This is a genomic window from Salmonella sp. 741265055_HSA (assembly GCF_046569525.1).
GTDB classification, from domain to species: domain Bacteria; phylum Pseudomonadota; class Gammaproteobacteria; order Enterobacterales; family Enterobacteriaceae; genus Salmonella; species Salmonella enterica.
This window is the reverse complement of record NZ_JBKFSQ010000014.1, coordinates 69,676-91,062: the sequence shown is the minus strand read 5'-3', so window position 1 is coordinate 91,062 and position 21,387 is coordinate 69,676. Positions and strand designations below refer to the sequence as shown.

The 21,387-nt window shown below is 54.4% G+C and carries 18 protein-coding genes; 14 read left to right on the top strand and 4 right to left on the bottom strand.

Annotated elements, in window-relative coordinates:
- Positions 1–10 precede the first annotated feature (10 nt).
- From leuC to leuL, 4 genes are all read right to left on the bottom strand, one after another.
- A complete protein-coding gene (leuC, locus tag ACLD4K_RS10255; RefSeq protein WP_001140632.1) occupies positions 11–1,411 on the bottom strand; it encodes a 3-isopropylmalate dehydratase large subunit in 1,401 nt (466 codons plus the stop codon).
- Between the two features lie 2 nt (positions 1,412–1,413).
- A complete protein-coding gene (gene leuB / locus ACLD4K_RS10250; RefSeq protein ID WP_411011798.1) occupies positions 1,414–2,505 on the bottom strand; it encodes a 3-isopropylmalate dehydrogenase in 1,092 nt (363 codons plus the stop codon).
- Complete coding sequence (gene leuA, locus ACLD4K_RS10245; RefSeq protein WP_411011797.1) at positions 2,505–4,076, bottom strand: 2-isopropylmalate synthase; 1,572 nt, start codon at positions 4,074–4,076, stop codon at positions 2,505–2,507. The genes leuB and leuA overlap by 1 nt, the downstream gene beginning before the upstream one ends.
- Positions 4,077–4,163: 87 nt before the next feature.
- Positions 4,164–4,250, bottom strand: a complete 87-nt coding sequence (gene leuL, locus ACLD4K_RS10240; RefSeq protein WP_001575587.1) for a leu operon leader peptide — start codon at positions 4,248–4,250, stop codon at positions 4,164–4,166.
- A gap of 656 nt (positions 4,251–4,906) precedes the next feature.
- Here leuL and leuO point away from each other — a divergent pair.
- The 14 genes from leuO to murG all read left to right on the top strand — a co-directional run bounded on the left by leuO (position 4,907) and on the right by murG (position 21,295).
- A complete protein-coding gene (gene leuO, locus ACLD4K_RS10235; protein ID WP_001115420.1) occupies positions 4,907–5,851 on the top strand; it encodes a transcriptional regulator LeuO in 945 nt (314 codons plus the stop codon).
- A gap of 321 nt (positions 5,852–6,172) precedes the next feature.
- Positions 6,173–7,897: an acetolactate synthase 3 large subunit gene (gene ilvI, locus ACLD4K_RS10230; protein ID WP_411011796.1), complete on the top strand. Its 1,725-nt coding sequence runs from the start codon at positions 6,173–6,175 to the stop codon at positions 7,895–7,897.
- A gap of 2 nt (positions 7,898–7,899) precedes the next feature.
- On the top strand, positions 7,900–8,391 hold the full coding sequence (ilvN, locus tag ACLD4K_RS10225; protein WP_001563086.1) for an acetolactate synthase small subunit: 492 nt from the start codon (positions 7,900–7,902) through the stop codon (positions 8,389–8,391).
- Between the two features lie 216 nt (positions 8,392–8,607).
- Positions 8,608–9,612 (top strand): catabolite repressor/activator, encoded by a 1,005-nt coding sequence (gene cra, locus ACLD4K_RS10220; RefSeq protein WP_000762406.1) that lies wholly within the window; start codon positions 8,608–8,610, stop codon positions 9,610–9,612.
- 605 nt (positions 9,613–10,217) lie between these two features.
- On the top strand, positions 10,218–10,676 hold the full coding sequence (gene mraZ, locus ACLD4K_RS10215; protein WP_000488294.1) for a division/cell wall cluster transcriptional repressor MraZ: 459 nt from the start codon (positions 10,218–10,220) through the stop codon (positions 10,674–10,676).
- A gap of 1 nt (position 10,677) precedes the next feature.
- The gene (gene rsmH, locus ACLD4K_RS10210; RefSeq protein ID WP_000970444.1) at positions 10,678–11,619 is read left to right on the top strand and encodes a 16S rRNA (cytosine(1402)-N(4))-methyltransferase RsmH; all 942 of its coding nucleotides are present in this window, start codon (positions 10,678–10,680) and stop codon (positions 11,617–11,619) included.
- The gene (gene ftsL / locus ACLD4K_RS10205; RefSeq protein ID WP_000625651.1) at positions 11,616–11,981 is read left to right on the top strand and encodes a cell division protein FtsL; all 366 of its coding nucleotides are present in this window, start codon (positions 11,616–11,618) and stop codon (positions 11,979–11,981) included. The genes rsmH and ftsL overlap by 4 nt, the downstream gene beginning before the upstream one ends.
- Positions 11,982–11,996: 15 nt before the next feature.
- Positions 11,997–13,763, top strand: a complete 1,767-nt coding sequence (ftsI, locus tag ACLD4K_RS10200; RefSeq protein ID WP_000642235.1) for a peptidoglycan glycosyltransferase FtsI — start codon at positions 11,997–11,999, stop codon at positions 13,761–13,763.
- A complete protein-coding gene (murE, locus tag ACLD4K_RS10195; protein ID WP_001726862.1) occupies positions 13,750–15,237 on the top strand; it encodes a UDP-N-acetylmuramoyl-L-alanyl-D-glutamate--2,6-diaminopimelate ligase in 1,488 nt (495 codons plus the stop codon). The genes ftsI and murE overlap by 14 nt, the downstream gene beginning before the upstream one ends.
- On the top strand, positions 15,234–16,592 hold the full coding sequence (gene murF / locus ACLD4K_RS10190; RefSeq protein WP_000626637.1) for a UDP-N-acetylmuramoyl-tripeptide--D-alanyl-D-alanine ligase: 1,359 nt from the start codon (positions 15,234–15,236) through the stop codon (positions 16,590–16,592). Before murE ends, murF begins: the two co-directional genes overlap by 4 nt.
- Entirely contained in the window at positions 16,586–17,668 is a 1,083-nt protein-coding gene (mraY, locus tag ACLD4K_RS10185) for a phospho-N-acetylmuramoyl-pentapeptide-transferase (protein ID WP_000964138.1), read from the top strand. Before murF ends, mraY begins: the two co-directional genes overlap by 7 nt.
- A 2-nt stretch (positions 17,669–17,670) precedes the next feature.
- Positions 17,671–18,987 carry a UDP-N-acetylmuramoyl-L-alanine--D-glutamate ligase gene (gene murD / locus ACLD4K_RS10180; RefSeq protein WP_242105368.1) on the top strand — a complete coding sequence of 439 codons (1,317 nt, stop codon included), beginning with the start codon at positions 17,671–17,673 and terminating at the stop codon, positions 18,985–18,987.
- Entirely contained in the window at positions 18,987–20,231 is a 1,245-nt protein-coding gene (ftsW, locus tag ACLD4K_RS10175) for a cell division protein FtsW (RefSeq protein WP_001239803.1), read from the top strand. Before murD ends, ftsW begins: the two co-directional genes overlap by 1 nt.
- Positions 20,228–21,295, top strand: a complete 1,068-nt coding sequence (gene murG, locus ACLD4K_RS10170; RefSeq protein ID WP_411011795.1) for an undecaprenyldiphospho-muramoylpentapeptide beta-N-acetylglucosaminyltransferase — start codon at positions 20,228–20,230, stop codon at positions 21,293–21,295. Before ftsW ends, murG begins: the two co-directional genes overlap by 4 nt.
- The last annotated feature ends 92 nt before the right edge of the window (positions 21,296–21,387 follow it).

Here is a 21,387-nt window from a genome sequence, read left to right as displayed (position 1 = left end):
GGTAGTTTCCTTATTTGATGCTGCGAATGTCGGCGAAGTGGCCGGTAACGGCGGCAGCGGCGGCCATCGCCGGGCTGACTAAATGCGTGCGACCCCCGCGGCCCTGACGGCCTTCAAAGTTACGGTTGCTGGTGGATGCGCAGCGCTCGCCCGGGTTCAGGCGGTCATTATTCATGGCCAGGCACATGGAACAGCCCGGTAAGCGCCATTCAAATCCTGCTTCGATAAAGATCTTGTCCAGACCTTCCGCTTCCGCCTGCGCTTTCACCGGACCTGAACCCGGCACCACCAGCGCCTGCACGCCCGGCGCCACTTTGCGCCCTTTGGCGACTTCCGCCGCCGCGCGCAAATCTTCAATGCGCGAATTGGTACAAGAGCCGATAAAGACTTTATCGATAGCAACGTCCGTTAACGGTACGCCCGGCTGTAAGCCCATATAAGCCAGCGCTTTTTCGGCGCTGGCGCGTTCAACCGGATCGCTAAAGGAGGCGGGATCGGGGATGATGTCGGTGACGGAAATCACCTGGCCCGGATTCGTGCCCCAGGTCACCTGCGGCGCGATCTCTTCTGCTCGCAGGGTGACGACAGTATCAAAGGTCGCGCCGTCATCGGTTTTCAGCGTTTTCCAGTACTCGACGGCTTCGTCAAAATCGCGGCCCTTCGGCGCGTGCAAACGCCCTTTTACGTAGTTGAAAGTGGTTTCATCCGGGGCGACCAGACCGGCTTTGGCGCCCATCTCAATCGCCATATTGCACAGCGTCATGCGGCCTTCCATACTCAGCGCGCGGATCGCGTCGCCGCAAAATTCAACCACGTGTCCGGTGCCGCCGGCGCTACCGGTTTTACCGATGATCGCCAGCACGATGTCTTTGGCGGTAATGCCCGGCGCGGCGTTACCCGTGACTTCAATCTTCATGGTTTTAGCGCGCCCCTGTTTCAGGGTTTGCGTCGCCAGTACATGTTCTACCTCAGAAGTGCCGATGCCGAAGGCCAGCGCGCCAAACGCGCCGTGGGTGGCGGTGTGGGAGTCGCCGCAGACGATGGTCATGCCCGGCAGGGTGACGCCCTGTTCCGGCCCCATCACATGGACGATGCCCTGATACGGGTGATTCAGGTCATACAGTTCGACGCCGAACTCGTTACAGTTCTTAATCAGCTCCTGCATCTGGATACGCGCCATTTCACCGGAGGCATTAATGTCTTTAGTCTGCGTCGAGACGTTGTGATCCATCGTGGCGAAGGTTTTCCCTGGCTGACGTACCGGACGATGGTGCGCGCGCAGACCATCAAACGCCTGCGGCGAGGTGACTTCATGCACCAGGTGGCGGTCGATGTACAGCAGCGGCGTTTCGTTTGGCGCCTCAAAGACCACGTGGGCATCAAATAATTTTTCGTATAACGTTTTGGCCATGATTACACCCCTTCTGCGACATAGCGGGCGATAATATCGCCCATCTCATCGGTACTGACTGCGGCAGCGCCCCTGGCTAAATCGCCGGTGCGAACGCCCTCTTCTAATGCGCGATTGATCGCCTGTTCAATGGCCGTTGCCGCATCGTTGGCATCCAGGCTGTAGCGCAGCAGCAGCGCCAGCGACAGGATCTGCGCAATTGGATTGGCGATATTTTTCCCGGCGATATCCGGCGCGGAGCCGCCAGCCGGTTCATACAGGCCAAACCCTTGCTCGTTCAGGCTGGCGGAGGGCAACATCCCCATTGAGCCGGTGATCATGGCGCATTCGTCGGACAGAATGTCGCCGAACAGGTTAGAGCACAGCAGTACGTCAAACTGCGACGGGTCTTTAATCAACTGCATGGTGGCGTTATCGATATACATGTGCGCGAGTTCCACATCGGGATACGTTTTCGCGACATCATTGACGATTTCACGCCACAGGATAGAGCTTTGCAGTACGTTGGCTTTATCAATAGAGGTGACTTTACGGCGGCGTTTACGCGCCGATTCAAAGGCGATACGGGCAATGCGCTCGATCTCAAAGCGGTGATAAACTTCGGTATCAAAGGCTTTTTCGTACTGACCGCTGCCTTCACGGCCTTTTGGCTGTCCGAAATAGATCCCGCCGGTCAGCTCGCGCACGCACAGGATATCGAAACCGTTAGCGGCGATATCGGCGCGCAACGGGCAAAATGCTTCCAGTCCCTGATACAGTTTCGCCGGACGCAGGTTACTGAATAATTTGAAATGTTTGCGCAGCGGCAGCAGGGCGCCGCGCTCCGGCTGGCTTTCCGGGGGCAAATTTTCCCATTTCGGGCCGCCGACGGAGCCAAACAGAATGGCATCCGCCTGCTCACACCCTTCAACGGTGGCTTTCGGCAGTGGATGACCATGATTGTCGATAGCAATACCGCCGGCGTCATAGCGGCTGGTGGTGATACGCATATCAAAACGACTGCGTACCGCATCCATAACTTTCAGGGCTTGCGCCATGACTTCCGGGCCGATACCGTCGCCCGGCAGTACGGCAATATGATAGTTCTTCGACATTACACGGTTTCCTTGTTGTTCTCTTTATTTTGAGCTTTGCGTTGCAATTCTTTTTCAACTTCGGCGGCGCGCCAGATATTGTTCAGTACGTGCACCATCGCTTTGGCGGAGGATTCGACGATATCCGTCGCCAGCCCGACGCCGTGGAAGCGGCGACCATGATGGTTCACGACGATATCGACCTGACCCAGCGCGTCTTTACCCTGGCCTTTGGCGTTCAGGTCGTATTTAACCAACTCAACGTCGTAGCCAGTGATGCGGTTAATCGCCTGATAGATGGCGTCGACCGGGCCGTTGCCGTTCGCCGCCTCGGCCCTGATCTCTTCACCACAGGCCAGCTTCACGGAAGCAGTGGCGATATCGCTGGAGCCGGACTGCACGCTGAAGTAATCCAGACGGAAATGCTCTGGTTCTTCTTGCTGTTTATTAATAAACGCCAGCGCTTCCAGGTCATAGTCGAACACCTGGCCTTTTTTGTCCGCCAGCTTCAGGAACGCGTCGTACAGGTGGTCCATGTTGTAGTCTGTGTCCTTGTAACCCATCTCTTCCATGCGATGTTTCACGGCGGCACGGCCAGAGCGGGAGGTCAGGTTCAGCTGTATCTGATTCAGACCGATGGACTCTGGCGTCATGATTTCATAGTTTTCGCGGTTCTTGAGGACGCCATCCTGGTGGATGCCGGAAGAGTGGGCGAAAGCGCCGCTGCCGACAATCGCTTTGTTGGCCGGGATCGGCATGTTACAGATCTGGCTGACGGTCTGGCTGGTGCGCCAGATTTCGTGGTGATTGATGTTGGTGTGTACGTTCATGATGTCTTTGCGCACTTTAATCGCCATGATCACTTCTTCCAGTGCGCAGTTACCGGCACGTTCTCCGATACCGTTCATCGCGCCTTCAACCTGACGCGCGCCCGCATGTACTGCCGCCAGCGAGTTGCCTACTGCTATCCCTAAATCGTCGTGGGTATGAACGGAGATGATGGCTTTGTCGATATTGGGGACACGTTCATACAGGCCAGAAATGATTCCCGCGAACTCAAATGGCATGGTATAGCCCACGGTATCGGGAATATTAATGGTTCTCGCGCCGGCGTTTATAGCGGCTTCCACCACGCGCGCCAGATCGTCAACAGGCGTCCGGCCAGCATCTTCGCAGGAGAACTCCACGTCATCAGTGTAATTACGCGCACGCTTAACCATGTATACCGCGCGTTCGATGACCTCATCCAGCGTGCTGCGCAGCTTGGTGGCGATGTGCATTGGCGAGGTGGCGATAAAAGTATGAATACGAAACGCGTCGGCGACCTTCAGCGCCTGTGCCGCGACGTCGATGTCTTTTTCTACACAACGCGCCAGGGCGCAAACGCGACTGTTTTTGATGGTGCGGGCGATGGTTTGGACAGATTCAAAATCACCCGGAGAAGAGACCGGGAAGCCCACTTCCATGACATCAACACCCATGCGCTCAAGGGCCAGGGCAATCTGCAGCTTCTCTTTCGCGCTCAGGCTGGCCTGTAACGCTTGTTCGCCGTCGCGTAAGGTCGTATCAAAAATAATGACTTGCTGGCTCATGATGTGGTCCTTGTCTCCAGGGGCGCCTTGCGTCAGGCATAAAAAAACCCGCGCAACGGCGCGGGTTTTGTTTGACTTCGAGCTGACTTAATGTTGAATGCCGCCCACCGGTCTACCGCGCACAATAAATGCGTTGAGTAGTAGTAGCCCAGTGAAACGAACGATATGTGACATTAATTCAGCTCCAGCGAATGCGATATGCTTTTAGTGGTACTGGATATGCCGTTTAATGTCAACTCTGATTTCTGTCGCCATTGCATTTTGTTGACGATATCCGGATACGTACTTTAGCTAATTGTGCTGGGCTGCGCGTCCAATAAAGGATAAAAGAACGAGTGGACATTCATACTTTTCATTGTTTGAAATATTTAGGCATTTTTGTTTGCAAATTGGTTAGGGGAATGGCCTGTTAAAGGTATGCTAAAGGTTTGGTTTATCTTTTTGATTTGTTTTATATTTTAACAAATAACCTTGTTTACTTAATGGATAAGGATAAAGTTATTGATAAATTAATGTTAACTTTTTAGCTATTAATAATATAAACATTTAATTAAAACTTAAATGATCATTCACTTGGTGTATGATTGTGTATTCGTCATGGTTATGGTTATATTGCTTGCGTAATTTAAACATTATGAATCGCAATGGTGTGACTCAGGACACATTACGCTTGCGCTGGCATTCTATTTGTCTCTGTCAGCGTCTTTATGTTTTCCGAATTTTAACGCTTTCCCTTTTTCTTATTTTATATGCATGGTAAATCATATTTTCAGGAATTATTTCTGCCTTCAGCCAGAAAAAGGGAGTTAAGCGTGACAGTGGAGTTAAATATGCCAGAGGTCAAAACCGAAAAGCCGCATCTTTTAGATATGGGCAAACCACAGCTTCGCATGGTTGATTTGAACCTATTGACCGTGTTCGATGCGGTAATGCAAGAGCAGAATATTACGCGCGCCGCCCACACGCTGGGAATGTCGCAGCCTGCGGTCAGTAACGCCGTAGCGCGTCTGAAGGTTATGTTTAATGACGAGCTTTTTGTTCGATATGGACGAGGAATTCAGCCGACTGCCCGTGCATTTCAGTTATTTGGTTCAGTCCGTCAGGCGTTGCAATTGGTGCAAAATGAATTGCCGGGATCGGGGTTTGAGCCGACCAGCAGCGAACGTGTATTCAATCTTTGCGTGTGCAGTCCGCTGGATAATATCCTGACGTCACAGATTTATAATCGTGTAGAAAAAATTGCGCCAAATATTCATGTCGTTTTTAAAGCGTCGTTGAATCAGAATACTGAGCATCAGCTACGCTATCAGGAAACCGAGTTCGTTATTAGTTATGAAGAATTCCGTCGCCCTGAGTTTACCAGCGTACCGCTATTTAAAGATGAAATGGTTTTAGTCGCCAGCCGAAAACACCCGCGTATTAGCGGCCCGCTACTGGAAGGCGATGTTTATAATGAACAACATGCGGTTGTTTCTCTCGATCGTTATGCGTCATTTAGTCAGCCGTGGTATGACACGCCGGATAAACAGTCGAGCGTGGCTTATCAGGGCATGGCGCTTATCAGCGTTCTGAACGTGGTTTCGCAGACGCATTTGGTCGCTATTGCCCCGCGCTGGCTGGCGGAAGAGTTTGCGGAGTCGCTGGATCTGCAAATATTGCCGTTGCCTTTAAAACTGAATAGCCGGACATGCTACCTTTCCTGGCATGAAGCGGCTGGGCGTGATAAAGGGCACCAATGGATGGAAGATTTATTAGTTTCTGTTTGTAAGCGATAAAACCGGGCAGAATAAATCAGAAACAAATTCTGGTTTATTCTGCTTTTTAGCGTATATCAAAAATTTTATGCTGAATTAACGGTGAGCGATTCTTTTCGTCGCTGTGAAAAATAGATGAATTGCTGTAAGTCTGCATTTATAAGCGATTATTTATTACCTGGTGTGATTCAGACGGAGTATTTCTCCATTTTTTCTCTTCTTGCCTCCTGATTATTCTAACCTTCCCCGTCTTTACGTCATTCCATCTAATTGCCAGGCGTGATAGCGAGCGGTTAAGGTGTCCGTCAAACCGTGATGACAGGTATAAAGTGGAGGCAAGCCGTGGAGATGTTGTCTGGAGCCGAGATGGTCGTCCGATCGCTTATCGATCAAGGCGTAAAGCAGGTGTTCGGCTATCCTGGAGGCGCAGTGCTTGATATTTATGATGCGCTACATACCGTTGGAGGGATCGATCATGTGCTGGTGCGTCATGAGCAGGCCGCGGTGCATATGGCGGATGGCCTGGCGCGAGCTACTGGCGACGTTGGCGTGGTGCTGGTGACTTCCGGACCGGGAGCGACCAATGCGATTACCGGGATTGCTACGGCCTATATGGATTCCATTCCGCTGGTGATTCTTTCCGGCCAGGTCGCCACCTCATTGATTGGCTATGATGCCTTTCAGGAGTGCGACATGGTGGGGATTTCCCGACCGGTGGTCAAACATAGCTTCCTGGTCAAACAGACGGAAGATATTCCCCTGGTGCTTAAAAAGGCCTTCTGGCTGGCGGCAAGCGGACGTCCTGGACCGGTGGTCGTGGATCTGCCGAAAGATATTTTGAATCCGGCGAAAAAAATGCCGTATGCCTGGCCGGAAACGGTCAGTATGCGCTCTTACAATCCCACAACATCAGGACATAAAGGACAAATTAAGCGTGCTTTGCAAACGCTGGCGTCGGCAAAAAAACCGGTGGTCTATGTTGGGGGAGGGGCGATAAGCGCGGCCTGCTATGCGCCGCTGCGCCACATCATTGAAACCTTTAACCTGCCGGTGGTCTCTTCATTAATGGGACTGGGCGCGTTTCCTGCTACTCATCGCCAGTCGTTAGGAATGCTGGGAATGCATGGCACTTATGAAGCCAATATGACCATGCATAACGCCGACGTGATTTTCGCTGTTGGCGTACGATTTGACGACCGCACGACGAATAATCTCGCTAAATATTGTCCGAACGCGACGGTATTACACATCGACATTGACCCGACGTCCATATCCAAAACGGTTAACGCTGATATCCCGGTGGTGGGCGATGCCCGCCTGGTACTGGAACAAATGCTGGAGCTACTGGCGCAGGATGCGCCGTCTCAGCCGCAGGATGATATTCGCGACTGGTGGCAGCAGATAGAGGTCTGGCGCGCCCGTCAGTGCCTGAAGTATGACGCGGAAAGCGAAAGCATTAAACCCCAGGCGGTGATTGAAACCCTCTGGCGTCTGACGAAGGGCGACGCTTACGTGACGTCCGATGTAGGACAACACCAGATGTTTGCCGCCCTCTACTACCCGTTCGATAAACCACGTCGCTGGATTAATTCCGGCGGGCTCGGCACGATGGGTTTTGGCCTACCGGCTGCGCTGGGCGTTAAAATGGCCCTGCCGAAAGAAATGGTGGTCTGCGTGACCGGCGATGGCAGTATACAGATGAACATTCAGGAGCTGTCGACAGCCTTACAGTATGAATTGCCGGTACTGGTTCTGAACCTGAACAACCGTTATCTGGGGATGGTGAAACAGTGGCAGGATATGATCTATTCCGGTCGCCATTCTCAGTCTTATATGCAGTCGTTGCCGGATTTTGTGCGCCTGGCGGAAGCATATGGTCATGTCGGGCTGCAGATTAACCGTCCGGATGAGCTGGAAAGTAAACTCAGCGAAGCCCTTGAGCATGTGCGTAATAACCGACTGGTGTTCGTCGATGTCACCGTTGATGGCAGCGAGCATGTCTATCCGATGCAGATTCGCGGGGGCGGGATGGACGAAATGTGGTTAAGCAAAACGGAGAGGACCTGATGATGCGCCGGATTTTATCGGTATTACTGGAAAACGAATCTGGGGCTCTATCGCGGGTTATCGGCCTCTTTTCGCAACGCGGATATAATATTGAAAGCCTGACCGTCGCGCCGACGGACGATCCGACGTTGTCGCGCATGACTATCCAGACGGTAGGCGATGAAAAAGTGCTTGAGCAAATTGAAAAGCAACTGCACAAGCTGGTTGATGTGCTGCGCGTCAGCGAGCTGGGTCAGGGAGCGCACGTTGAGCGGGAAATCATGCTGGTGAAAATCCAGGCCAGCGGCTATGGACGGGAAGAGGTGAAGCGTAATACGGAAATTTTCCGTGGTCAGATTATTGATGTCACGCCAACGCTGTATACCGTTCAACTGGCGGGCACCAGCGATAAACTGGATGCTTTTCTGGCCTCGCTGCGCGACGTGGCGAAAATTGTTGAAGTGGCGCGTTCAGGCGTCGTCGGGCTTTCGCGCGGCGATAAGATTATGCGCTGAGCAGATTTGCCGGATGACGACGCGCTTGCGTTTTATCCGGCCAACAGGAATTATCGCCCAACCCAATATCACCGGTTGGGCTTTTTTTTTGCGAAATCCGTGGTAACCCGGAATAAAAGCGGTTGCCGGAGTGATCAAACTGCGCTTAGATGTTAACGATTTTAACCCATGCCGACATAAAGGTTATGGTTTGTACAATTTACACAAGGGGCAATTGTGAAACTGGATGAAATCGCTCGGCTGGCCGGTGTCTCGCGCACAACTGCAAGCTACGTTATAAACGGTAAAGCAAAGCAATACCGCGTGAGCGACAAAACCGTAGAAAAAGTCATGGCGGTGGTGCGTGAGCACAATTACCATCCTAACGCTGTGGCTGCCGGGCTACGTGCTGGACGCACACGTTCCATTGGTCTGGTGATCCCGGACCTTGAAAACACGAGCTACACCCGTATCGCAAACTATCTTGAGCGCCAGGCACGCCAGCGTGGCTACCAACTGCTGATCGCCTGTTCTGAAGATCAGCCGGATAACGAAATGCGCTGCATTGAGCACCTTTTGCAACGCCAGGTGGATGCAATCATTGTTTCAACTTCGTTACCGCCGGAGCATCCCTTCTATCAGCGCTGGGCCAACGATCCGTTCCCCATCGTCGCGCTCGACCGCGCGCTGGATCGCGAACATTTCACCAGCGTGGTCGGCGCCGATCAGGATGATGCCGAGATGCTGGCGGAAGAGCTGCGTAAATTCCCGGCGGAAACGGTGCTTTATTTGGGCGCGCTGCCGGAGTTGTCCGTCAGTTTCCTGCGCGAGCAGGGGTTCCGCACCGCATGGAAAGACGATCCGCGGGAGGTGAATTTCTTATATGCCAACAGCTATGAGCGCGAAGCCGCCGCGCAGTTGTTTGAGAAATGGCTGGAAACGCATCCTATGCCGCAGGCGCTCTTTACGACATCGTTCGCGCTATTACAGGGCGTGATGGACGTTACGCTGCGGCGCGATGGAAAACTGCCTTCGGATTTAGCGATTGCGACCTTCGGCGATCATGAGCTGCTGGATTTTCTGCAATGCCCGGTACTGGCGGTGGCGCAGCGTCATCGTGATGTCGCGGAACGCGTGCTGGAGATTGTGCTGGCAAGTCTTGATGAACCGCGTAAGCCGAAACCCGGCTTAACGCGTATTCGGCGAAACCTGTATCGTCGCGGCATTCTGAGCCGTAGCTAAAGGACCGGCGGCAAAAGACTCTCTCTTCTGCCGCCGTCAAACAAATACGTATCAGTAAAAATATCCCTTAAATAATTAAGATTATTCCTTAAAATTATCCGAAAATTCTTTTTTATTACCTTTCTTTTGTCCGAAATCGTCCATATTCCACTAATTAAGACGTAACGAGTCTTTTCCTTTGTCTTGTTTTGTTACAAGCAGGCAAGAAATCGTCGAATTAACAGCCACTTTTTGTCTTTGGCGCGACAGTCGCTCGTAGGCGCTGGTATAGCAGGCGCTGCACACGTTAAACAGGCACTGTTAACACGGTGCAATATGTCCTAAAATGCCGCTCGCGTCGCAAACTGACACTTTATATTTTTCTCGGATTATATTGAGTCCGTTTTAAACGGCGGTGGGTCTTTGGTTTTTTTCTTACAAATATTCATAACGTTAATTTGACTTGCACGCTGGACGGAAATTAATCAACGCAGATATTCGCCGTAAACATTGGCTTTTTTACTTCAGTAAGCGTTGTGACTTGCTTGACAAGCTTTTCCTCCGCTCCGTAAACTCCTTCGAGTGGGAATTTGTGGGATAAAGTGGTAAGAAGGGGGGAGACTGGCATGTTCCGGGGGGCAACGTTAGTCAATCTCGACAGTAAAGGGCGCCTGACCGTGCCGACCCGTTATCGGGAGCAACTGATCGAGAGCGCTACCGGTCAAATGGTATGTACCATTGACATCCATCACCCATGCCTGCTGCTTTACCCCCTGCCTGAATGGGAAATTATTGAGCAAAAGTTATCTCGTCTGTCGAGCATGAACCCGGTAGAACGTCGCGTACAGCGTTTACTGTTGGGCCATGCCAGCGAATGTCAGATGGATGGTGCAGGTCGATTACTGATCGCGCCAGTTCTGCGGCAACATGCCGGACTGACGAAAGAAGTGATGCTGGTTGGACAGTTCAACAAATTTGAGCTGTGGGATGAAACGACCTGGTATCAACAGGTCAAGGAAGATATCGACGCTGAACAGTCAGCTACCGAAACGTTATCGGAGCGGCTGCAGGACTTGTCTCTATAAGATGATGGAAAATTTTAAACACACTACGGTACTGTTGGATGAAGCCGTTAATGGGCTGAATATTCGTCCGGATGGTATCTATATTGATGGCACATTTGGTCGCGGCGGCCACTCGCGCCTGATCCTCTCGCAACTGGGCGAAGAGGGGCGCTTGCTGGCGATCGATCGCGATCCGCAGGCGATCGCCGTTGCGCAGACCATTAATGATCCTCGCTTCTCCATCATTCATGGACCTTTTTCCGCGCTGGCTGATTATGTAGCCGAGCGCGAGCTTACCGGCAAAATTGACGGGATCCTTCTCGATCTTGGCGTCTCTTCTCCGCAGCTTGACGATGCGGAGCGCGGTTTTTCATTCATGCGCGACGGTCCGCTGGATATGCGAATGGACCCGACGCGCGGCCAGTCTGCCGCCGAGTGGTTACAAACGGCGGAGGAGGCGGATATCGCCTGGGTGCTGAAAACATTCGGCGAGGAGCGTTTTGCCAAACGTATTGCTCGCGCCATTGTTGAGCGCAATCGCGAACAGCCGATGACCCGCACCAAAGAGCTGGCGGAAGTGGTTGCGGCGGCGACCCCGGTAAAAGACAAATTCAAACATCCCGCGACCCGTACCTTCCAGGCGGTGCGCATCTGGGTAAACAGTGAACTGGAGGAGATAGAGCAGGCGCTAAAAAGCTCGCTCAGCGTACTGGCCCCAGGCGGGCGGCTTTCAATCATCAGTTTCCACTCGCTGGAAGACCGTATTGTGAAACGCTTTATGCGTGAGCAAAGCCGCGGTCCGCAGGTACCGGCGGGATTACCGATGACGGAAGCGCAGCTCAAAAAACTGGGCGGTCGTGAGTTACGAGCGTTAGGCAAGTTGATGCCGGGTGAAAAAGAGGTGGCTGAAAATCCTCGGGCCCGTAGTTCAGTTCTGCGTATCGCAGAGAGGACGAACGCATGATCAGCAGAGTGACAGAAGCCCTAAGCAAAGTTAAAGGATCGATAGGAAGCAACGAACGCCATGCCTTGCCTGGCGTGATCGGTGACGATCTTTTGCGGTTCGGGAAGCTGCCACTCTGCTTGTTCATTTGCATCATTTTAACGGCGGTGACGGTGGTCACGACGGCGCACCATACTCGTTTACTCACCGCGCAGCGTGAACAACTGGTTCTGGAGCGCGATGCATTGGACATTGAATGGCGCAACCTGATCCTTGAAGAAAATGCGCTCGGCGATCACAGCCGGGTGGAGCGGATCGCAACGGAAAAGCTGCAAATGCAGCATGTTGATCCGTCCCAAGAAAATATCGTAGTGCAAAAATAAGGATAAACGCGACGCATGAAAGCAGCGGCAAAAACGCAAAAATCGAAACGCCAGGAAGAACAGACCAACTTCATCAGTTGGCGTTTTGCGTTGCTGTGCGGCTGTATTTTACTGGCGTTGGTTTTTTTACTTGGACGCGCGGCGTGGCTACAGATTATCGCCCCGGATATGCTGGTGCGTCAGGGCGATATGCGTTCGCTGCGTGTTCAGGAAGTCTCCACCTCACGCGGTATGATTACCGACCGTTCCGGGCGTCCACTGGCGGTCAGCGTACCGGTTAAGGCTATTTGGGCCGACCCGAAAGAAGTTCATGACGCCGGCGGCATCAGCGTCGGCGATCGCTGGAAAGCGCTTTCTACTGCGCTCAATATTCCGCTCGATCAGCTCTCTGCCCGTATCAACGCCAACCCGAAAGGGCGTTTTATTTATCTGGCGCGCCAGGTAAATCCTGACATGGCGGACTACATCAAAAAACTCAAACTGCCGGGGATTCATTTGCGTGAAGAGTCCCGCCGCTACTACCCGTCAGGAGAAGTAACCGCTCACCTCATCGGTTTTACCAACGTCGACAGTCAGGGGATTGAAGGCGTTGAAAAGAGCTTTGATAAGTGGCTTACCGGTCAGCCTGGCGAGCGAATCGTGCGTAAAGACCGCTATGGCCGCGTGATTGAAGATATCTCCTCCACTGACAGTCAGGCAGCGCACAACCTGGCGTTAAGCATTGATGAACGCTTACAGGCGCTGGTTTACCGCGAACTGAACAACGCGGTGGCGTTTAACAAGGCGGAATCCGGTAGCGCGGTGCTGGTCGATGTCAATACCGGTGAAGTACTGGCGATGGCGAATAGCCCTTCCTATAACCCTAACAACCTTGCCGGTACGCCGAAAGACGCGATGCGTAACCGTACCATCACCGACGTGTTTGAACCGGGTTCTACGGTTAAGCCGATGGTGGTGATGACTGCGCTTCAGCGCGGTATCGTCAACGAAAATACGGTGTTGAATACCGTTCCATACCGAATTAACGGCCACGAAATTAAAGACGTGGCGCGCTACAGCGAATTAACCCTGACCGGGGTTCTACAGAAGTCGAGTAACGTCGGCGTATCCAAACTGGCGTTAGCGATGCCGTCCTCAGCGTTAGTAGATACTTACTCACGTTTTGGGCTAGGAAAGGCGACCAATTTGGGGTTGGTCGGAGAACGCAGTGGCTTATATCCTCAAAAACAACGGTGGTCCGACATAGAGAGGGCCACCTTCTCTTTCGGCTACGGGCTAATGGTAACGCCGTTACAGTTAGCGCGAGTCTATGCAACGATCGGCAGCTATGGCATTTATCGCCCGCTGTCGATTACCAAAGTTGATCCGCCTGTACCCGGCGAACGCATCTTCCCTGAATCCACCGTACGCACCGTGGTGCATATGATGGAAAGCGTAGCGCTGCCGGGCGGCGGCGGCGTGAAGGCGGCGATTAAAGGCTACCGTATCGCGATTAAAACCGGTACGGCGAAAAAAGTGGGGCCGGACGGTCGCTACATCAACAAATACATTGCTTACACCGCAGGCGTCGCGCCTGCGAGTCAGCCGCGCTTCGCGCTGGTGGTTGTCATCAACGATCCGCAGGCGGGTAAATACTACGGCGGCGCCGTTTCCGCGCCGGTATTTGGTGCCATCATGGGCGGCGTTCTGCGCACCATGAACATCGAACCGGACGCGCTGGCAACGGGCGAAAAAAATGAATTCGTAATTAATCAAGGCGAGGGAACAGGTGGCAGATCGTAATTTGCGCGACCTTCTTGCTCCGTGGGTGGCTGGACTACCCGCGCGAGAACTGCGAGAGATGACGCTCGACAGCCGTGTGGCTGCGGCGGGCGATCTCTTTGTGGCAGTGGTGGGTCATCAGGCGGACGGGCGTCGATATATCCCGCAGGCGATAGCGCAAGGCGTAGCTGCCATTATTGCAGAGGCGAAAGACGAGGCGGCCGACGGTGAGATTCGCGAAATGCACGGCGTACCGGTCGTCTATCTCAGCCAGCTCAATGAGCGTTTATCTGCGCTGGCGGGCCGCTTTTACCATGAGCCATCTGAAAACATGCGTCTGGTGGCGGTGACCGGCACCAATGGCAAGACCACCACCACCCAACTACTGGCGCAGTGGAGCCAGTTGCTCGGCGAAACCAGCGCAGTGATGGGAACGGTAGGCAACGGACTGTTGGGTAAAGTGATCCCGACGGAGAACACAACCGGTTCCGCTGTGGATGTTCAGCATGTGCTGGCCAGTCTGGTTGCGCAGGGCGCGACCTTCGGCGCGATGGAAGTCTCTTCTCACGGCCTGGTGCAGCATCGCGTGGCGGCGCTGAAATTTGCCGCCTCCGTGTTTACTAATTTGAGCCGCGACCATCTCGACTATCATGGCGATATGGCGCATTACGAGGCGGCAAAATGGATGCTTTATTCCACCCACCATCACGGTCAGGCAATCGTCAACGCCGATGATGAAGTTGGACGCCGCTGGTTGGCGTCGCTACCCGATGCGGTCGCGGTATCAATGGAAGGGCATATCAACCCTAACTGTCATGGTCGTTGGCTGAAAGCGGAGGCGGTGGAGTACCACGACCGCGGAGCGACGATTCGTTTTGCTTCAAGCTGGGGTGAAGGCGAAATCGAAAGCCGCCTGATGGGCGCGTTTAACGTCAGCAACTTACTGCTGGCATTGGCGACGCTGCTGGCGCTGGGCTATCCGTTAACGGATTTGCTGAAAACCGCCGCGCGTTTGCAGCCGGTTTGCGGGCGGATGGAAGTGTTCACTGCGCCAGGCAAACCGACGGTGGTGGTGGATTACGCGCACACGCCGGATGCGCTGGAAAAAGCGTTGCAGGCGGCGCGCCTGCACTGCGCCGGAAAATTGTGGTGCGTCTTTGGCTGTGGCGGGGATCGTGACAAAGGTAAGCGCCCACTCATGGGGGCCATTGCCGAAGAATTCGCGGATATCGTCGTGGTGACTGACGATAACCCGCGTACCGAGGAGCCGCGCGCCATTATCAACGATATTCTGGCCGGAATGCTGGATGCCGGGCAGGTCAGGGTAATGGAAGGCCGCGCTGAGGCGGTAACCAATGCCATTATGCAGGCAAAAGACAATGACGTCGTGCTGATTGCAGGTAAAGGGCACGAGGATTACCAGATTGTCGGCACGCAGCGTCTTGATTATTCAGACCGCGTGACCGCAGCGCGTTTGCTGGGGGTGATCGCATGATTAGCGTAACGCTCAGCAAAATTGCCGATGTCCTTGGCGCCGAACACCGCGGGGCGGATCTCACGCTCGATACGGTCATTACCGACACACGGAAAGTGACGCCGGGATGCCTGTTCGTGGCGCTGAAAGGGGAACGCTTTGATGCGCATGATTTTGCTGATAAAGCAAAAGCGAACGGCGCTGGCGCCCTGCTGGTCAGTCGTCCTCTGGATATCGATCTTCCGCAGGTGATTGTAAAAGACACGCGTCAGGCATTTGGCCAACTGGCCGCCTGGGTACGTATGCAGGTACCGGCGCGGGTGGTGGCGTTAACCGGTTCGTCCGGCAAAACCTCGGTCAAAGAGATGACCGCCGCGATTCTTAGCCAGTGCGGAAATACTTTGTATACCGCAGGCAATTTTAACAACGACATCGGCGTGCCGATAACGCTGCTGCGCTTAAACCATGATTATGACTATGCGGTAATCGAGTTAGGCGCTAACCACCAGGGAGAAATCGCCTGGACCGTTAGCCTGACGCGCCCGGAAGCGGCGCTGGTCAATAACCTGGCGGCGGCGCATCTGGAAGGTTTCGGCTCGTTGGCCGGCGTGGCGAAAGCGAAAGGCGAAATCTATACCGGTTTGCCTGAGAACGGTATCGCGATTATGAATGCCGATAATAATGACTGGCTGAACTGGCAAAGCATTATTGGCGATCGTCAGGTGTGGCGTTTTTCGCCGAATGCGGCAAACAGCGACTTTACCGCTGCGAATATCCACGTGACGTCACACGGTACCGAATTTACCCTGCAAACGCCGATGGGCAGCATTGATGTGCTGCTGCCGTTGCCGGGGCGGCACAATATTGCCAACGCGCTGGCGGCCGCTGCTTTATCAATGGCGGTGGGGGCGACGCTGACGGCGATTAAAGCAGGGCTGGCGGCGTTAAAAGCCGTACCCGGGCGTCTGTTCCCGATTCAATTAAGTGAAAACCAACTGGTACTGGATGACGCTTATAACGCCAACGTCGGTTCGATGACCGCCGCAGTGCAGGTTCTTTCTGAAATGCCCGGCTACCGCGTGCTGGTGGTAGGCGATATGGCCGAGCTGGGCGCAGAAAGCGAAGCGTGCCACCTCCAGGTTGGCGAGGCCGCAAAAGCGGCGGGTATTGATCGCGTGTTAAGCACCGGAAAACTCAGTCAGGCTATCAGCCACGCCAGCGGCGTCGGCGAACATTTTGCCGATAAAGCCGCACTCATTGCGCGTTTACACGCTCTGCTTCAGGAGCAACCAATGATGACTATTTTAGTGAAAGGATCACGCAGCGCCGCGATGGAAGATGTGGTTCATGCGTTACAGGAGAAAGGTTCATGTTAGTTTGGCTGGCCGAGCATTTGGTCAAATATTATTCCGGCTTTAACGTCTTTTCTTATCTGACGTTTCGCGCCATCGTCAGCCTGTTGACCGCGCTGTTCATCTCTTTATGGATGGGCCCGCGTATGATCGCTCGTCTGCAAAAACTCTCTTTTGGCCAGGTGGTACGTAACGATGGCCCGGAATCGCATTTCAGTAAACGCGGTACGCCGACGATGGGCGGCATCATGATCCTGACGGCGATTGTGATTTCCGTTCTGTTATGGGCTTACCCGTCTAACCCGTACGTCTGGTGCGTGCTGGTGGTATTGATTGGCTACGGCATTATCGGTTTTGTCGATGACTATCGCAAAGTGGTGCGGAAAGATACCAAAGGGCTGATTGCGCGCTGGAAATATTTCTGGATGTCGGTTATCGCGCTCGGCGTGGCCTTTGCGCTTTATCTCGTCGGGAAAGACACACCCGCGACCCAACTGGTGGTGCCGTTCTTTAAAGATGTTATGCCGCAATTGGGGCTGTTTTACATTCTGCTGTCCTACTTTGTCATCGTCGGTACGGGTAACGCCGTAAACCTGACCGACGGGCTTGATGGCCTGGCGATCATGCCGACTGTTTTTGTTGCCGCCGGCTTTGCGCTGGTGGCCTGGGCGACCGGGAACATGAACTTCGCCAATTACCTGCATATTCCGTATTTACGTCATGCGGGCGAGCTGGTGATTGTCTGTACGGCGATTGTCGGCGCGGGATTAGGATTTTTGTGGTTTAACACCTATCCGGCGCAGGTTTTTATGGGCGATGTCGGATCGCTGGCGTTGGGCGGCGCGTTGGGCATTATCGCCGTGCTGCTGCGTCAGGAATTTCTGCTGGTGATCATGGGCGGCGTCTTTGTGGTGGAAACTCTGTCGGTCATCCTGCAGGTGGGCTCCTTTAAACTACGCGGACAGCGTATTTTCCGTATGGCGCCTATCCATCACCACTATGAACTGAAAGGCTGGCCGGAACCGCGCGTGATTGTGCGCTTCTGGATTATTTCGCTGATGCTGGTGCTGATTGGCCTGGCAACGCTGAAGGTACGTTAATCATGGCTGATTACCAGGACAAAAACGTCGTCATTATCGGTCTGGGCTTAACCGGACTCTCTTGCGTGGACTTTTTTCTCGCCCGCGGCGTGACGCCGCGGGTGATGGATACTCGCGTGACGCCGCCGGGTCTGGATAAGCTGCCGCAAGAGGTTGAGCGTCACGTTGGCGGCCTGAACGACGAGTGGCTCTTAGGGGCGGATTTAATCGTCGCCAGCCCTGGTATTGCTCTGGCGCATCCCTCTCTTAGCGCTGCCGCCAGCGCTGGAGTGGAAATTGTCGGCGATATCGAACTGTTTTGCCGCGAAGCGCAAGCGCCGATTGTGGCCATCACCGGCTCGAACGGCAAAAGCACCGTGACCACCTTAGTGGGCGAGATGGCGAAAGCGGCGGGCGTCAATGTCGGCGTTGGCGGCAATATCGGTCTTCCGGCGCTGATGCTGCTGGATGCCGATCGCGAATTGTACGTGCTGGAATTATCCAGTTTCCAACTGGAAACCACGTCAAGTTTGCAAGCGGCGGCGGCAACGGTGCTCAACGTCACTGAAGATCATATGGACCGGTATCCGTTTGGTTTGCAACAGTACCGGGCGGCGAAACTGCGCGTCTACGAGAAGGCGAAAGTGTGCGTAGTGAATGCCGATGATGCGTTGACGATGCCGGTTCGTGGGGCCGATGAGCGCTGCGTCAGCTTTGGCGTCAATATGGGTGATTATCACCTTAATCGTCAGCAGGGCGAAACCTGGCTGCGAGTCAAAGGCGAGAAGGTGCTGAACGTGAAAGAGATGAAGCTTTCCGGGCAGCATAACTATACCAATGCGTTAGCGGCGCTGGCGCTGGCGGATGCCGTAGGTCTGCCGCGCGCCAGCAGTTTGAAGGCGTTGACGACATTTACCGGTCTGGCGCATCGCTTCCAGCTGGCGTTGGAGCATAACGGCGTACGTTGGATCAACGACTCGAAAGCGACCAACGTCGGCAGTACCGAAGCGGCGCTAAACGGTTTGCATGTGGACGGTACGCTGCATCTGCTGCTGGGCGGCGACGGTAAGTCGGCAGACTTTTCTCCGCTGACACGCTATCTGACCGGCGATCGTATCCGCCTGTATTGCTTTGGGCGCGATGGCGCGCAGCTTGCCGCACTGCGTCCGGAAATCGCCCAACAGACTGAGACGATGGAAGAGGCGATGCGTTTGCTGGCGCCGCGCGTTCAGCCGGGTGATATGGTGCTGCTGTCGCCCGCCTGCGCCAGCCTTGACCAGTTCAAGAACTTTGAGCAACGCGGTGACGTCTTTACCCGTCTGGCGAAGGAGTTAGGTTGATGCGTTTATCTCTCCCCCGTCTGAGAATGCCGCGCGTACCAGGCTTTGGCCTCCTGGCCTGGCTGTTTGCGGCGCTTAAAGGCTGGGTGATGGCTTCGCGCGATAAAGACGCCGACAGTCTGATCATGTACGACCGCACGCTGTTATGGCTGACCTTCGGGCTGGCGGCGATTGGTTTTGTCATGGTGACGTCGGCCTCCATGCCAGTCGGGCAGCGCCTGGCGAACGATCCATTTTTGTTTGCCAAACGTGATGCGCTCTATATCTTCCTGGCATTTTGTCTGGCGATGGTCACGCTACGTTTGCCCATGACCTTCTGGCAAAAATACAGCACGACGATGCTGATTGCGTCGATCATTATGCTGCTTATCGTGCTGGTCGTCGGGAGCTCGGTTAACGGGGCGTCGCGCTGGATTGCGCTGGGGCCGCTGCGTATTCAGCCTGCGGAGTTTACCAAGCTGTCGCTGTTCTGCTACCTCGCGAACTATCTGGTGCGTAAGGTTGATGAGGTGCGAAATAACCTGCGCGGCTTTTTAAAACCAATGGGCGTGATTCTGGTGCTGGCGGTGTTACTGCTGGCGCAGCCTGATCTCGGGACGGTGGTCGTACTGTTTGTCACCACGCTGGCGATGCTGTTTCTCGCCGGGGCGAAATTATGGCAGTTCATCGCCATTATCGGGATGGGCATCTCGGCGGTGATTCTGTTAATCCTCGCCGAACCGTATCGTATTCGCCGCGTTACCTCGTTCTGGAACCCCTGGGAAGATCCGTTCGGCAGCGGTTATCAGCTAACACAGTCGCTGATGGCTTTTGGTCGCGGTGAGATATGGGGGCAAGGGCTGGGGAATTCGGTGCAGAAACTGGAGTATTTGCCGGAGGCGCACACCGATTTCATCTTCGCCATTATTGGGGAAGAACTGGGTTATATCGGTGTGGTATTGGCGCTTTTAATGGTATTCTTCGTCGCTTTTCGCGCGATGTCGATTGGCCGTAAAGCGCTGGAGATTGACCACCGTTTTTCCGGGTTTTTAGCGTGTTCTATCGGTATCTGGTTTAGTTTCCAGGCGCTGGTAAACGTTGGCGCGGCTGCGGGGATGCTGCCGACCAAAGGTCTTACGCTGCCGCTGATCAGTTATGGCGGGTCGAGTCTGTTGATTATGTCGACGGCCATTATGTTTTTATTACGTATTGATTATGAAACGCGTCTGGAAAAAGCGCAGGCGTTTACACGAGGTTCTCGATGAGTGGTCAACCGAAGCGGTTAATGGTGATGGCGGGCGGTACCGGCGGGCACGTGTTCCCGGGACTGGCCGTTGCGCATCATTTAATGGCCCAGGGCTGGCAGGTTCGCTGGCTGGGTACCGCCGATCGTATGGAAGCGGATTTAGTGCCGAAGCATGGCATCGACATTGACTTTATTCGGATCTCCGGTCTGCGCGGTAAAGGCGTAAAAGCGCTTCTGGCGGCGCCGCTGCGGATTTTTAACGCCTGGCGGCAGGCTCGGGCGATCATGAAGCGGTTTAAGCCGGATGTCGTGCTGGGAATGGGCGGTTATGTTTCCGGCCCCGGCGGTCTTGCCGCCTGGTCATTGGGTATTCCGGTCGTTTTGCATGAGCAAAACGGTATCGCCGGGCTAACCAATCAGTGGCTGGCCAAAATCGCGACCACGGTGATGCAGGCGTTTCCCGGTGCGTTTCCGAACGCGGAAGTGGTGGGTAACCCGGTGCGTACCGACGTACTGGCGTTGCCGTTGCCGCAGGTGCGTCTGGCCAGTCGTGACGGCCCGATTCGCGTGTTGGTGGTCGGCGGTTCTCAGGGGGCGAGAGTCCTGAACCAGACGATGCCGCAGGTTGCCGCCAGACTGGGCGATACGGTTACAATCTGGCATCAAAGCGGAAAAGGCGCGCAGCTCACGGTAGAGCAGGCATATGCCGGGGCGGGACAACCGCAGCATAAGGTGACGGAATTTATCGATGACATGGCCGCCGCCTATGCGTGGGCGGATGTGGTGGTGTGCCGTTCCGGCGCTTTAACGGTGAGCGAGATCGCCGCCGCCGGATTACCGGCGATATTCGTGCCGTTTCAGCATAAAGACAGGCAGCAGTACTGGAATGCACTGCCGTTAGAAAACGCCGGCGCAGCTAAGATTTTTGAGCAGCCGCAGTTTACTGTAGAGGCTGTCGCCGACACCCTGGCGGGGTGGTCGCGCGAGGCGTTGTTAACCATGGCGGAGCGTGCCCGCGCGGTATCCATTCCGGATGCTACCGAACGCGTCGCCAGTGAAGTCAGCCGGGTTGCCCGGACATAATTTGTGGCGGTGCCTTTTGCATCGCAGGGTTTTTCTACCCTCAATAATTTGGGTTGCAGGCAAGCCAACGCATCTGCAATTTGAAGTATGGC

Coding starts and splice junctions, on each gene's coding strand:
- murF (WP_000626637.1), top strand. CDS start 15,234: ATGATTAGCGTAACGCTCAGCAAAATTGCCGATGTCCTTGGCGCCGAA.
- leuB (WP_411011798.1), bottom strand. CDS start 2,505: ATGTCGAAGAACTATCATATTGCCGTACTGCCGGGCGACGGTATCGGC.
- leuC (WP_001140632.1), bottom strand. CDS start 1,411: ATGGCCAAAACGTTATACGAAAAATTATTTGATGCCCACGTGGTCTTT.
- leuA (WP_411011797.1), bottom strand. CDS start 4,076: ATGAGCCAGCAAGTCATTATTTTTGATACGACCTTACGCGACGGCGAA.
- ftsW (WP_001239803.1), top strand. CDS start 18,987: ATGCGTTTATCTCTCCCCCGTCTGAGAATGCCGCGCGTACCAGGCTTT.
- ftsI (WP_000642235.1), top strand. CDS start 11,997: ATGAAAGCAGCGGCAAAAACGCAAAAATCGAAACGCCAGGAAGAACAG.
- leuO (WP_001115420.1), top strand. CDS start 4,907: ATGCCAGAGGTCAAAACCGAAAAGCCGCATCTTTTAGATATGGGCAAA.
- murD (WP_242105368.1), top strand. CDS start 17,671: ATGGCTGATTACCAGGACAAAAACGTCGTCATTATCGGTCTGGGCTTA.
- rsmH (WP_000970444.1), top strand. CDS start 10,678: ATGATGGAAAATTTTAAACACACTACGGTACTGTTGGATGAAGCCGTT.
- murG (WP_411011795.1), top strand. CDS start 20,228: ATGAGTGGTCAACCGAAGCGGTTAATGGTGATGGCGGGCGGTACCGGC.
- ftsL (WP_000625651.1), top strand. CDS start 11,616: ATGATCAGCAGAGTGACAGAAGCCCTAAGCAAAGTTAAAGGATCGATA.
- ilvN (WP_001563086.1), top strand. CDS start 7,900: ATGCGCCGGATTTTATCGGTATTACTGGAAAACGAATCTGGGGCTCTA.
- mraY (WP_000964138.1), top strand. CDS start 16,586: ATGTTAGTTTGGCTGGCCGAGCATTTGGTCAAATATTATTCCGGCTTT.
- mraZ (WP_000488294.1), top strand. CDS start 10,218: ATGTTCCGGGGGGCAACGTTAGTCAATCTCGACAGTAAAGGGCGCCTG.
- leuL (WP_001575587.1), bottom strand. CDS start 4,250: ATGTCACATATCGTTCGTTTCACTGGGCTACTACTACTCAACGCATTT.